The following is a 12,131-nucleotide window of genomic DNA, read 5'->3' on the forward strand; positions in this document are numbered from 1 at the left end:
ATCACGATAAAGAGAGCCAGACATTAATCTCGCCAATGAAACAGACAAAGTGCGCCATCAGTCACACATAATGAAACATTGTTTTGATAATTTAATACTCACTTTTTAATCTACTTTTATCGTTCAAAGGAGTGCATTATGGCTAAAGGTATGCGGGTCAAGCTGAACTACGAGGTCAGCCACGATCCGGATACAGGCGTGGAAGTCACCCGCCTGACCCCACCCGACGTGACCTGTCACCGCAACTACTTCTACCAGAAGTGCTTCTTTAATGATGGCAGCCACCTGCTGTTCGCAGGGGCGTTTGACGGTCACTGGAACTACTACCTGCTGGATCTGCAGAAGGCCGAAGCGGTACAGCTGACGGAAGGCGCGGGGGATAATACCTTTGGCGGGTTCCTCTCTCCGGATGATAAATCCTTCTACTATGTGAAGAACGACCGCACGCTGCTGGAGGTGGATCTCCATACCCTGGTAGAACGCGAGGTGTACCGTGTCCCTGATGACTGGGTCGGTTACGGTACCTGGGTCGCCAACAGCGACTGCACCAAACTGGTTGGGATAGAAATCGCCCGACGTGACTGGACGCCGCTCAACGACTGGAAAATTTTCCACGACTTCTTCCATAAGGGGCCGCACTGTCGACTGCTGCGGGTGGATCTGAAAACCGGTTTAAGCACCACAATCCACGAAGAGAAAAACTGGCTTGGCCACCCTATCTATCGTCCGTTCGATGACAACACGGTGGCGTTTTGCCATGAAGGGCCGCACGACCTGGTCGACGCCCGCATGTGGCTGGTCAACGAAGATGGTACGCACGTGCGCAAAGTGAAAACGCATGCGGAAGGCGAAAGCTGTACCCATGAATTCTGGGTGCCGAACGGTTCTGCCCTTGTGTATGTCTCTTATCTGAAGGGCCAAAAGGGCCGCACCATCTGCAGCTTCAATCCGGATACGGGCGTCAATGACGCAGTCATGCCAATGCCCGCCTGTTCCCATCTGATGAGCAACGTTGACGGCTCCCTGCTGGTGGGCGACGGTTCAGGCACGCCGGTTGATGTGAAGGATACGCACGGTTACACCATCGATAACGATCCGTATCTGTACGCCTTTGACGTGGCGAAAAAAAGCTACTTCCGCATTGCCCGTCACGACACGTCCTGGGCAACGGTGGCAAATAGCCGCCAGGTCACCCACCCGCATCCCTCCTTTACTCCGGACGAGAAAGCGGTGCTGTTCAGTTCCGATAAAGACGGTCAACCCGCCCTCTATATCGCGAAACTTCCTGAGCAACCTGAAATGTTGCATGCATGATTTGAGTTTGTGTTTCTGTAACTGGCCTTGCCCTCCGTTTCGGAGGGCTTTTTTTTCAGTGGGCTTTTGCCCGTTGGGCGGCGCTTATCAGACATGGGAAAGCCGGGTAGGCACTGGCGCTACCCGGCAATGTTCAGCGGAATAACGTGATATCAGAAAGAATAGGCCACGCCTAAACGAAGGCGGGTCTGGCGTTCATCGGTATCTTTCACGCCGATGTTACCCACTTCAACATACGGTGCCCAGTTTTTATCCCATTTATACGCCAGCTTGGCGTTATATTCGTTGGAATAATCTTTGTTATTATTACGAACCATACCTTCAGAACTCTTCGCATAAACATAATTGAGTTCGGTACGCCAGTCACCCATTACCCAGCCAACCCAGGCATCACCACGGTTAACTTTGTCGTCATCTTTATTCGAGCTTGACGGGTAGCGGGTATATTCATAACGATAACGCGCGGCAACGTAGAAGCCGTTGTCGAAACTATATTGCAGATGCAGATTCGGTTTATATATTGTGCGGCTGTCGTTACTTTCAAGGGTAAACGCCGGCGTCAGTGCAATATTCTCAGTCGCTTTCCAGCGCCAGCTAATTTGATCTTCATGCCCGTTACCCACCACATCCGCAAACGGCTGGTCGGCTTTATCACCACCGGATTTCCATTTAGCTTCTACAGAAAAACCGACCCCGTTAGCAAAGCGATGTGAGACCGAGACACGGTCAGCATTGGCACCACTGTCGATATATTCATGGCGCAGATCGACGGTAACGGCCTGAGCCATGAAGGACGTACCGATAAGGGAAGTAAGGACCAGAGATTTCTTAAACATGAAAAAACCCTCAACTGAAATAATGTTTCTTATTTATGAAACTGCAGTTTATTTTTTAAAGAACATTATTTTAGTGACAAAGATCGTAATTATTTGTTTCATTTTTTTTGGCAAAGATGGACGTGACACCCATCAACAAACAGGATGTATTAACGTGAAATTACCGGAGGGAGATCACACTAAGACGTTAACAACGATAATAATTAAGGCCGTAATTATTCAATACCAGAGTGAGAATGTGCTAATAACGGTTAATTCGTCATTCGTTATGTAAAAAAAAACCTCCTGAAGGGAGGCTCTTTTATGCGGGCGGGATTTTAGCGTTCAATGGCGAGGGCGACACCTTGTCCACCACCGATACAGAGCGTCGCAATGCCTTTGCGGGCATTGCGCTTTTTCATCTCATGCACCAGCGATACCAGAATTCGACAACCGGACGCGCCGATAGGATGACCCAGTGCGATTGCCCCACCGTTCACGTTTACCCGCAGGGGATCCCATTCCAGCATTTTGCCAACCGAGATTGCCTGTGCGGCAAAGGCCTCGTTGACTTCAATCAGATCCACATCAGAGAGTTGCCACCCTGCACGTTCCAGGCAGCGACGGGTAGCATAAACCGGGGCGATACCCATTAACGCAGGATCAACACCCACGCTGGCAAATGCCTTAATGCGGGCCAGAACGGGCAGATCCAGCTCGAGGGCTTTGCTTTCACTCATCATCATCACGGCCGCAGCGCCATCATTAATGGAGGAGGCGTTTCCCGCCGTCACTGAGCCCTGAGTTTCAAACGCAGGATTGAGCCTCGCCAGCCCTTCAGCGCTGGCGTCGGTGCGCGGCTGCTCATCGGTATCCACCACGGCAACCTCACCGTTCTGACGCTGCGTGCTGACCGGGACGATTTCATCCCGAAAGCGCCCGGCATCAATCGCCGCGCGCGCTTTTTGCTGCGAGCTTAACGCGTAAGCGTCCTGCAACTCACGGCTGATACCATACTCACGTGCCAGATTTTCCGCCGTCACGCCCATATGATAGTCATTGAACGCATCCCACAGACCGTCATGCACCAGACTGTCGAGCAACTGGCTGTTGCCCAGCTGCGCGCCGGTACGGCTGTCGGTCAGCACGTGTGGTGCCCGGCTCATATTTTCTTGTCCGCCGGCAATCACGACATCCGCTTCACCACACTGAATGGCCTGCGTCGCCAGATGCAGCGCTTTTAACCCTGAGCCACAGACGTCGTTGATGGTGATAGCGGAGACGGTATTGGGCAGGCCACCCTTGAGCGCCGCCTGACGGGCAGGGTTTTGCCCGGCACCGGCGGTCAGCACCTGTCCCAGGATCACCTCATCAATTTCATGTGCTGCAATCCCGCTGCGTTCCACCAGCGCTTTCACCACTACGCTGCCCAAATCAACAGCCGAGTGGCGTGAAAGCGCCCCCTGAAAACAGCCGATAGCCGTACGCAACGCACCCACTATAACGACATCTTTCATCACAACCTCTGTGTTAAATGACATGACGATAGTAGTGGATTGTTATTGGCAATTATCTTAATTGTTTAAAAATAGTGAGTTTAATCACAAGGATTAGCGCGCATCCTGCAGATACTGCCGCAGCCAGCTTCCGGCAACGCCGGGCGGGGATCGTTTATTCCAGAGCAGATCGATACCGATCGCCCGTGGCCACCCGGGGACATTCAGCTGCACCAGCGATTTCGCGGCGGCAAATTCATCCACCAGCGCGCACGGCAGCACGCACCAGCCAAATCCCTGCACCGCCATACTCAGCAGTAACAGGTAGTTGGGTGCCGACCAGACGGGTCCGCGTGCGAGCGTTGCCTCCCGCTCCAGATAGGTGCTGAGCCGCAATTCCCGCCAGCCGTGCAGCTCATCGGCCTGGATTACTTGCTGCCCGGCCAGAGGATGGTTGGTCGCGACATAGATTGCCATCCGGGTCTGTATCGGCAACCGGGTAAAACCAATATCGGTCGGATAACTGTCACGCGCTTCCGTGAGACCAACCTGCGCACGCGACTTCTGCAGCAGATCGATAACGTCCTCTTCCTCGCCAATCAGGCATTCAAATTCGGTATGGGGAAAGCGCTGGTCGAACTGGTTCATCAGGTCTTCCAGCACGTCCGGGTTGAGGGTATCGGAAAGAACAAACGTCAGGCGCGCCTCCGTTTGTGCCGTTAACGACACCGCCAGCTCGTCAAGCCGCGTGCTGGCCGCGAGGATCGCCTGCACATAACCCAGTACCTGTTCGCCCTGCGCGGTTAACACCGGCTGACGGGCCGAACGGTCAAACAGATCGAAGCCCAGATCGGCTTCAAGATTGGCGATGGATGTGCTCACGGTCGACTGGCTTTTACGTAACCGACGCGCGGCGGCAGAAAAAGAGCCCGCCGCGACGGTCTCAACGAATGCGGTAAGGGCTTCAGGAGAATAACGCATGCACTATCTACTTTATCGATGGATACCATCTTTAATATATCACCTTTAGCGATAACAATAGGCCGCATCAACGCCAAAATGCGTATTCACGAGGTCTAAAACTATGCAACATCAGGATGCACTCCAACGTAAACTGCCGGAGCGGATCTTTCATGCCGTCTGTTTCGAAGGGATTGCCACGGCGATCCTCGCCCCGACGGCGGCGTGGCTTATGCAACGTTCCGTGGTGGAGATGGGTGGATTGACCATTATCCTGGCAACCACGGCCATGCTCTGGAACATTATCTATAACGTCGGCTTCGACCGTTTCTGGCCGGTTCACCGCATCACACGCACGGCAAAAATCCGCGCACTGCATGCGCTGGGATTCGAGTGCGGGTTTATTGTGATCGGCGTGTCGATAGTCGCCGCGGTGCTGGGCGTCACGCTGCTGCAGGCATTCACACTGGAAATTGGTTTCTTCCTGTTCTTCCTGCCGTACACCATGTTCTATAACTGGGCTTACGATACGCTGCGCGAGAAATTCCTTAAACGTCGCCAGCAGCGACGCGCCCTCGCAGGCTAATTCCCTCTGGCCGGACGCCCGCTCCGGCCAAACTCCTTCGAAGCAACTGCGCTCTCAACCCATAATTATGGTAAATTGCGCTCCATTCTGTTGGTTTGATAGTTGATACGTTGCTCTAATGTCGAAAATTTGGTCAAAAGATGAGACTCTCTGGAGTTTCGCTCTCTATGGCACGGCCGTGGGCGCAGGAACGCTGTTCTTGCCCATTCAGCTGGGCTCCGCAGGCGCTATCGTCCTGTTTATCACTGCCCTTGTGGCCTACCCATTAACCTACTGGCCGCACCGCGCGCTGGCACAATTCATCCTGTCGTCGAAAACAAAAGGCAATGAAGGGATCACCGGCGCCGTCTCCCATTATTACGGCAGGAAGATAGGCAACCTGATCACCACGCTCTATTTCATCGCCTTCTTCGTGGTGGTGCAGATTTATGCAGTGGCCATCACCAACTCGTTAACTGAGCAGCTGGCAAAACACATGACGGTGGATACCGCCGTTCGCGTGCTGGTCAGTTTTGGCGTGGTGCTGGTGTTAAATCTGATCTTCCTGATGGGACGGCATATCACCATAAAAGTGATGGGCTTCCTGGTGTTTCCGCTGATCGCCTACTTCCTGTTTGTCTCGCTCTATCTGACCGGAAGCTGGCAACCCGCGCTGCTCACAAGCCAGATGGCATTTGACCGCCATACGCTGCATCAGGTCTGGATTTCGATCCCGGTGATGGTATTCGCTTTCAGCCATACGCCGATTATCTCGACGTTTGCCGTTGACCGCCGTGAGAAGTTTGGCGACGCCGCCATGGACAAGTGCAAGAAAATCATGAAGGTGGCGTACCTGATTATCTGCCTGAGCGTGCTGTTCTTCGTGTTCAGCTGCCTGCTCTCTATTCCACCGTCCTATATCGTTTCGGCAAAAGAGGAAGGGGTAACCATTCTGTCGGCGCTGTCGATGATGCCCTCTTCTCCGGCATGGCTGGGGATTTCCGGGATAATTGTGGCGATTATCGCCATGTCGAAATCGTTCCTCGGCACCTATTTTGGGGTGATCGAAGGGGCGACGGAGATTGTGAAGTCATCGCTGAACCAGGTGGGCGTGAAAAAGAGCCGCGCCTTTAACCGCGCGATCTCCATCATGGGGGTGTCGTTAATCACCTTTGCGGTGTGCTGCATTAATCCGAATGCCATTTCGATGATTTATGCCATCAGCGGTCCGCTTATCGCCATGATCCTGTTTATCATGCCGACGCTGTCGACGTACCTGATCCCGTCCCTGAAACCGTACCGATCTGTCGGCAACCTGCTGACGCTGATCGTTGGCGTACTGTGCGTGTCAGTGATGTTTGTAGGCTAAACGCCCCTGCGCCCGGCGTTCTGCCGGGCGCGTTATTCGTCACGCCCTGAAATGTCGAGCGGAAACGGCCTGTCCTGCACGACCGTTTTCATGACCAGCGTTGAGCGAAGATGCTGAACGCCGGGCATCGCAGAGAGCTTCTCATCATAAAGTTTCTGAAAAGCCGGCAGGTCGCGGGTCACGACGTGCATCAGATAATCAGGATCGCCAAATAAACGCTGCGCCAGCACAATTTGCGGGATCTCTTCCACCGCCTCCTCAAAGGCGCTCACCGCTTTTCTGTCGCCCTCTTTTAGCGTCGCAAACACGATCGCCAGAAAGTTAAACCCCATTTTGGCGGGATCGAGACTGGCCCGGTATCCCGTAATGGCCCCGCTTTGCTCCAGCGCCCGCACGCGCCGGTGACACGGCGAGAGGCTCAGGTTCACCCGTTCAGCCAGCTCCGTAAGAGATAAACGGCCATCAGCCTGCAACTGCGCAAGAATTTTTCGATCGATGCTGTCCATGTGGAAGATTTTGTCAATTTCACCGTCTTTTGAGCATAACATTGAAAACTCATTTCGTCCGGATACCGATATGCTTTCTCTCTGTTGACGGGTGAAATTCTGGAGTTTTACAGACGATGGAAATGAGTATTGTGGCTGGGTTTTGGGTGGTGTCTTTCCTGCTCATCATGACGCCGGGCGCCGACTGGGCTTACGCTATTAGCGCCGGCATCCACGGGCGGCGCGTGGTACCCGCAGTGATGGGCCTCATGTCCGGCCATCTGCTGGCGACACTGATTGTGGTCGCGGGCGTGGGCGTCATGATGGCGCAACATCCGCTGGCATTATCCGGGCTGACGATAGCGGGAGCACTTTACTTGCTGTGGCTTGGTATCTCACTGTTACGCGCTCCTGGCGCACCGGAAAGCGCCACAACCTCGGCGGCAAACTGGAAACAGTGGGCGGTGAAGGGATTATGTATCAGCGGCCTTAACCCGAAAGTTTTTTTGCTGTTCCTGGCCCTGCTTCCACAATTTACTGACCCGAAAGGAAGCTGGTCGGTTGCGATGCAGATGTCCGCGCTGGGCTTGCTACACCTCATCACCTGTACGCTGGTCTATCTGCTGGTGGGATACGGTTCAAAAGCCATCCTGGCCACCCGCCCGCAGGCCGCGCGTCTGGTGAGCAGAGCATCAGGGGGAATGATGGTAGTGATTGCGGTGGTGCTGCTGTTTGAACAGATCAGATAAAAAAACACCGGCCATCGCCGGTGTGTTTCTACGCCCGAATATCGTCATATTCCCGCGTATTATCAAACTCATGTTTGGCAAACGGGCATAGCGGGATAATTTTTCGATTTTCACCGCGCATCTTCGCGACCACTTTTGCCACCAGCTGTTTACCCACACCTTGCCCTTTCAGGCTCGGATCCACATCGGTGTGCTCGATAATGCTCAGATGCTCACCGGTCGGTACGAAGACAATCTCTGCAACCTGGTTACCGTCAGCATCGTTGACGTAAAACTTGTTATGGCCTTCCAGAATATCCATGGTTCCTCGCTTATTTTTGGCGATACTTCAGCGCACCGCTCGGGCAGGTATCAATCACATGTACAACCGTTTCGACGTCCACTTCATCCGGTATAATCCACGGTTTACGTTTCAGGTTGAAGAGCTTAGCGCTCCCGCGCACGCAATTTCCTGAGTGTTTGCAGATCGCGGTGTTGAAGTAAACGTCAATTTTCTCTCCGGTATAGGCCCGGTAGCCTGCATCCAGTAGCGCTTTATCCACGACATTGCCTCTGTAATTATTCGGGTGCTGAATGAAGCATAGCCTTACGCGATCCTGATAGCTATAACCCCCAAAACGAAAAGCCAGGTCACAACTCTGTTTTCGCCAGATTGCATCCCCCATTTCCTCATGTCAGTCTGCGCAGACCGCTCTAATCAGACTCCCCGCATCAGGTCGTATGAAACGCAGACTCTCTTTTCAGGTAAAACTTTTTTTAGCGCTGGTGTGCTTCTCCTGCCTGCTGTTAGTTCTGCTGGGAACCATCCTGTTTCATTTTATTGACCGGCAATTGCATCACGATCTCGGCCAGCGCGCCCGGGTTCAGGCCAGCGAAATCGCGTTGATGCCGGGTCTGGCGGAAAACGTCGCGGCCAGAAATATCCCCGCCATCGCCCGTTTAATTCAGCCTATACGGGCCGAAAGTGATGCCAGTTATATTGTCATTGGCGATACCCGGGAACAGCATCTCTATCATTCAGAATCACCGGAACGCATCAATTTACCGATGATCGGCGGGGATAATGCGGAGGTATTACAAGGCAAAACAATTATTTCGGTGCGTAAGGGTGGGATTGGGGTTTCACTGCGCAGCAAAGCGCCCATGTTTAATGCGCAGCATCAGGTGATTGGGATTGTCTCGGTCGGTTATTTGACGTCGTACATTGCGAATATCAATGCGCGTATTCTCTGGCAGTCCGGGTTATACGGTATGGGTCTGTTGCTGTTACTGTTTATTTTTTCCTGGTTGTTTACCCGCAATCTTAAAAAGCAGATGTTCCGCCTTGAGCCAAAAGATATTGCGCAACTGGTCTTACAGCAACGCGCGCTGCTGGAAGCAATGTATGAAGGGGTATTTGCCGTCAATGAAGAAAAGCAGCTGATTTTAATTAACCGTGCCGCCAGAGAGATGCTGGATATTCATCAAAGTGAGAAAGCGCTTATCGGCAAACCGCTGGAAGACGTTCTGCAAACGTCCCCCGGTTTTTTATCTCAGCGCTACGCCTCGGTTAGCCGCGGCAGCCACGACCAGATTGCGGTGCTTAACCAGCGCGAGGTGATTGTGAACCGCGTGGCGATTGAGGTTGAACCTGGTGTTGAAAGCGGTTGGGTTTATAGCTTTCGCGACAAGAATGATATCAACACTCTCAGCAGCCAGCTAAGCCAGATTAAACGCTATGCGGATAACCTGCGCATTATGCGTCATGAACAGCTGAACTGGACCGCCACGCTGGTGGGGTTGCTGCAGATGAAACACTATGACGAGGCGATCCGTTACATCCAGGCACAGTCAGAAGGAGCGCAGCGCGTGCTGGACTTCGTCTCAGCCCATTTTGTCTCGCCGGCCCTGTGCGGATTGCTGCTAGGGAAATATGTCAGCGCCCGGGAAAAGGGCGTTGAACTGCAGTTTGATCCCGCCTGCCAGCTCACCCGCATGCCTGCCAGCATCACGGAAACGGAGCTGGTGTCGGTGATTGGCAACCTGCTGGATAACGCCGTTGACGCCACCCTGAAAGCCCCGGTTCCCGCACCTGTAGAGCTTTACATTTCCGATCGCAACCAGGAGTTGCTGATAGAGGTGGCCGATCGGGGTTGCGGGGTGGATGAGGCGATGAAACCGCATCTCTTTCGCCAGGGATTCAGCAGTAAGCCGGAAAGCGAGAACGACATTGTGGGCACAGAGCACGGTATTGGCCTGTTTCTGGTGGCAGGCTATATCAACAAGGCGGGCGGCAGCATTGAGATAACGGATAACGCTCCTCAAGGCACGATATTCTCTGTGTTTATTCCCAATCCACTCCCCGTTCGACAGGGCTAACGCATGACCACGACCCGAGCACTTGATGTTGTGATTGTTGAGGATGAGCCGCACCTGGCGGAACTGCATCGCGAGTATATCGAGCAAAATTTCCATTTGCGCGTGGTGGGCATTGCCGCGTCGATTGAGCAGGCGTGTAACCTGATACGCCAGCATCAGCCGAGGCTGATACTGCTGGACAATTATCTCCCGGACGGTAAAGGCGTGGCGTTAATCGATAACCCGCTCCTGAAAAGCTATGAATGCTCGGTGATCTTTATCACCGCAGCCAGCGATATGCAGACCTGTAGCCATGCCATGCGCAGCGGCGCGTTTGACTACCTGATTAAGCCCGTTTTTTTCCAGCGTCTGCACGCCTCGCTGGAGCGTTTTATGCGTTTCATCCACACCGTGCAGCAGGTGAAGGTTGTCGACCAGCATGCGCTGGATCGCCTGTTTAACCTCCCCGCCGCGGACACCTCGCAGACCCCGTCCACAAAGGGTATTGAGCCCCACACCCTGGACCGTATTAAGCGTTTATTTGCGGAACACCCCGAAAAAACAATGTCGGTGGAAGAGGTGGTGGAATACGTCGGGATCAGCAAAACCACGGGCCGCCGTTATCTGGAATACTGCGTGGAAAGTGGGTTAATCAGCATTGAAATGCTGTATGGCAATATCGGTCATCCCAGAAGGCTTTACCGCAAAGCGGCAGAGAAAACGTAATCCGCAACCGTTCGTTTGCTAAGCGTCGCGGATTTTATGGTGTTAATTGCTGAAACGACGCTGACAATCACACTTCGGAACCGCAACCCGCGCCCCCCTATTGTCGGCGCGGAGCCATGCGCTATGTTGACAATTAGTTCCTCAAATGTAACTAAAAGGTTAACTATAATGTCGAACATCTTCCGAATTTCTCTGATTACCGCTACCGTACTGTGTTCTGCTTCCGCACTGTCTGCTTTGCCGCAGGGCTATCCTGCTGACTATCAAAAAATGGTCGATGCCGCGACCAAAGAGGGCAAAGTGGTGATCTACTCCACCACCGACACCAAAGCTGCCGGGCCGCTGATTGAGGGCTTCGAAAAAACCTATCCGGGCATAAAAGTTGAATATAACGACATGAACAGCACCGAGCTGTACAACCGTTTTATCAGCGAACAGGCCTCGGGTGGCGGTAGCGGCGATGTGGTCTGGAGCTCCTCCATGGACACCGGGCTGAAGCTCGCTACCGACTACGCCATGGAGTACAAATCACCGGAGCAAAGCCAGCTGCCGAAATGGGCGGTCTGGAAAGATAAAGCCTACGGCACCACCTATGAACCCGTCGTGTTTATCTACAACAAACGGCTGATCCCGGCGGGCGACGTGCCAGATTCCCATGCGGCGCTGGCTAAGCTTATTGCCAGCCAGACGGATAAATTCAAGAGCAAAGTCACCACCTACGACATCGAAAAATCGGGTCTGGGCTTTATGCTCTCGGTGCAGGATCACAAGGCCGATCCTAACTACTTCAAAACCCTGGCCGATATCGCCAAAGGGGGCCTAGCCGTTCAGTCTTCAACCGGCACCATGATGGAGAGGGTGTCATCAGGGGAAAACCTGATCGGTTTTAATATCCTCGGTTCCTACGCGGAAGCGCGTGCGAAGAACGATCCGTCGCTGGGGATCGCCTATCCAAAAGATTACACCCTGGTGTTATCACGCGTGTCGTTCATCAGCCAGCAGGCGCAAAACAGCAATGCCGCGAAACTGTGGCTGGACTACGTCCTGTCTGAAAAAGGACAAAGTATTCTGGCAAGCCAGGCGGATATCCCGTCCATTCGTAACGATATCGACGGCAAAAATGATATCGACGGCCTGACGAAAGTGCTCGGCAATGCGCTGAAACCTATCCCGGTTGATGAAAGCCTGCTGGAGTATCTGCAGCCGAAAAAACGCCTGGAGTACATCAAACAGTGGCGTACCGCCGCCGCCAAATAAGCGTCTGAGCGCGACGCGGGTCGTCGCGCTCCTGTTACCTGAGTTCGTTTTGCTGGGC

The 12,131-nt window shown here is 53.4% G+C and carries 13 protein-coding genes; 7 read left to right on the top strand and 6 right to left on the bottom strand.

The window, feature by feature from the left end; genetic code table 11:
* The first annotated feature begins 138 nt into the window (after positions 1-138).
* Positions 139-1,314 (top strand): oligogalacturonate lyase family protein, encoded by a 1,176-nt coding sequence (locus AB6731_RS14810; protein WP_020883760.1) that lies wholly within the window; start codon positions 139-141, stop codon positions 1,312-1,314.
* 152 nt (positions 1,315-1,466) lie between these two features.
* Here the strand turns inward: AB6731_RS14810 and AB6731_RS14815 are convergent, their stop codons facing one another.
* The 3 genes from AB6731_RS14815 to AB6731_RS14825 all read right to left on the bottom strand — a co-directional run bounded on the left by AB6731_RS14815 (position 1,467) and on the right by AB6731_RS14825 (position 4,606).
* Positions 1,467-2,150, bottom strand: a complete 684-nt coding sequence (locus AB6731_RS14815) for a porin (RefSeq protein ID WP_014171477.1) — start codon at positions 2,148-2,150, stop codon at positions 1,467-1,469.
* Positions 2,151-2,467: 317 nt separating this feature from the next.
* Positions 2,468-3,646, bottom strand: coding sequence for an acetyl-CoA C-acetyltransferase (locus tag AB6731_RS14820; protein ID WP_032680352.1), 1,179 nt, complete (start codon positions 3,644-3,646; stop codon positions 2,468-2,470).
* A 93-nt stretch (positions 3,647-3,739) separates the two neighbouring features.
* Complete coding sequence (locus AB6731_RS14825; RefSeq protein WP_025203325.1) at positions 3,740-4,606, bottom strand: LysR family transcriptional regulator; 867 nt, start codon at positions 4,604-4,606, stop codon at positions 3,740-3,742.
* 103 nt (positions 4,607-4,709) lie between these two features.
* Here AB6731_RS14825 and AB6731_RS14830 point away from each other — a divergent pair, with 103 nt between their 5' ends.
* Positions 4,710-5,171, top strand: coding sequence for a multidrug/biocide efflux PACE transporter (locus AB6731_RS14830; protein ID WP_014171480.1), 462 nt, complete (start codon positions 4,710-4,712; stop codon positions 5,169-5,171).
* A gap of 118 nt (positions 5,172-5,289) precedes the next feature.
* The gene (locus tag AB6731_RS14835; protein ID WP_020883758.1) at positions 5,290-6,519 is read left to right on the top strand and encodes an amino acid permease; all 1,230 of its coding nucleotides are present in this window, start codon (positions 5,290-5,292) and stop codon (positions 6,517-6,519) included.
* 32 nt (positions 6,520-6,551) lie between these two features.
* Here the strand turns inward: AB6731_RS14835 and AB6731_RS14840 are convergent, their stop codons facing one another.
* Positions 6,552-7,025, bottom strand: a complete 474-nt coding sequence (locus tag AB6731_RS14840) for an Lrp/AsnC family transcriptional regulator (protein ID WP_032670215.1) — start codon at positions 7,023-7,025, stop codon at positions 6,552-6,554.
* A 116-nt stretch (positions 7,026-7,141) separates the two neighbouring features.
* Here AB6731_RS14840 and AB6731_RS14845 point away from each other — a divergent pair, with 116 nt between their 5' ends.
* Positions 7,142-7,753 carry a LysE family translocator gene (locus tag AB6731_RS14845; RefSeq protein ID WP_032680350.1) on the top strand — a complete coding sequence of 204 codons (612 nt, stop codon included), beginning with the start codon at positions 7,142-7,144 and terminating at the stop codon, positions 7,751-7,753.
* A gap of 28 nt (positions 7,754-7,781) precedes the next feature.
* Here the strand turns inward: AB6731_RS14845 and AB6731_RS14850 are convergent, their stop codons facing one another.
* A complete protein-coding gene (locus tag AB6731_RS14850) occupies positions 7,782-8,054 on the bottom strand; it encodes a GNAT family N-acetyltransferase (protein ID WP_014171484.1) in 273 nt (90 codons plus the stop codon).
* A gap of 10 nt (positions 8,055-8,064) precedes the next feature.
* Complete coding sequence (yjdI, locus tag AB6731_RS14855; RefSeq protein WP_020883756.1) at positions 8,065-8,295, bottom strand: 4Fe-4S mono-cluster protein YjdI; 231 nt, start codon at positions 8,293-8,295, stop codon at positions 8,065-8,067.
* A gap of 178 nt (positions 8,296-8,473) precedes the next feature.
* Here yjdI and AB6731_RS14860 point away from each other — a divergent pair, with 178 nt between their 5' ends.
* From AB6731_RS14860 to AB6731_RS14870, 3 genes are all read left to right on the top strand, one after another.
* Positions 8,474-10,111, top strand: a complete 1,638-nt coding sequence (locus AB6731_RS14860) for an ATP-binding protein (RefSeq protein ID WP_371006515.1) — start codon at positions 8,474-8,476, stop codon at positions 10,109-10,111.
* Between the two features lie 3 nt (positions 10,112-10,114).
* Positions 10,115-10,816 carry a response regulator gene (locus AB6731_RS14865; protein WP_014171487.1) on the top strand — a complete coding sequence of 234 codons (702 nt, stop codon included), beginning with the start codon at positions 10,115-10,117 and terminating at the stop codon, positions 10,814-10,816.
* A gap of 168 nt (positions 10,817-10,984) precedes the next feature.
* The gene (locus tag AB6731_RS14870; protein ID WP_020883753.1) at positions 10,985-12,073 is read left to right on the top strand and encodes an ABC transporter substrate-binding protein; all 1,089 of its coding nucleotides are present in this window, start codon (positions 10,985-10,987) and stop codon (positions 12,071-12,073) included.
* Positions 12,074-12,131 lie beyond the last annotated feature (58 nt).

This window comes from Enterobacter sp. RCC_40, from assembly GCF_041360735.1.
GTDB lineage: Bacteria > Pseudomonadota > Gammaproteobacteria > Enterobacterales > Enterobacteriaceae > Enterobacter > Enterobacter ludwigii.

Excerpts from the sequence above, each read along its gene's own strand:
- AB6731_RS14810 (WP_020883760.1), top strand. The coding sequence starts at position 139 with ATGGCTAAAGGTATGCGGGTCAAGCTGAACTACGAGGTCAGCCACGAT.
- AB6731_RS14815 (WP_014171477.1), bottom strand. The coding sequence starts at position 2,150 with ATGTTTAAGAAATCTCTGGTCCTTACTTCCCTTATCGGTACGTCCTTC.
- AB6731_RS14820 (WP_032680352.1), bottom strand. The coding sequence starts at position 3,646 with ATGAAAGATGTCGTTATAGTGGGTGCGTTGCGTACGGCTATCGGCTGT.
- AB6731_RS14825 (WP_025203325.1), bottom strand. The coding sequence starts at position 4,606 with ATGCGTTATTCTCCTGAAGCCCTTACCGCATTCGTTGAGACCGTCGCG.
- AB6731_RS14830 (WP_014171480.1), top strand. The coding sequence starts at position 4,710 with ATGCAACATCAGGATGCACTCCAACGTAAACTGCCGGAGCGGATCTTT.
- AB6731_RS14835 (WP_020883758.1), top strand. The coding sequence starts at position 5,290 with ATGTCGAAAATTTGGTCAAAAGATGAGACTCTCTGGAGTTTCGCTCTC.
- AB6731_RS14840 (WP_032670215.1), bottom strand. The coding sequence starts at position 7,025 with ATGGACAGCATCGATCGAAAAATTCTTGCGCAGTTGCAGGCTGATGGC.
- AB6731_RS14845 (WP_032680350.1), top strand. The coding sequence starts at position 7,142 with ATGGAAATGAGTATTGTGGCTGGGTTTTGGGTGGTGTCTTTCCTGCTC.
- AB6731_RS14850 (WP_014171484.1), bottom strand. The coding sequence starts at position 8,054 with ATGGATATTCTGGAAGGCCATAACAAGTTTTACGTCAACGATGCTGAC.
- AB6731_RS14860 (WP_371006515.1), top strand. The coding sequence starts at position 8,474 with ATGAAACGCAGACTCTCTTTTCAGGTAAAACTTTTTTTAGCGCTGGTG.
- AB6731_RS14865 (WP_014171487.1), top strand. The coding sequence starts at position 10,115 with ATGACCACGACCCGAGCACTTGATGTTGTGATTGTTGAGGATGAGCCG.
- AB6731_RS14870 (WP_020883753.1), top strand. The coding sequence starts at position 10,985 with ATGTCGAACATCTTCCGAATTTCTCTGATTACCGCTACCGTACTGTGT.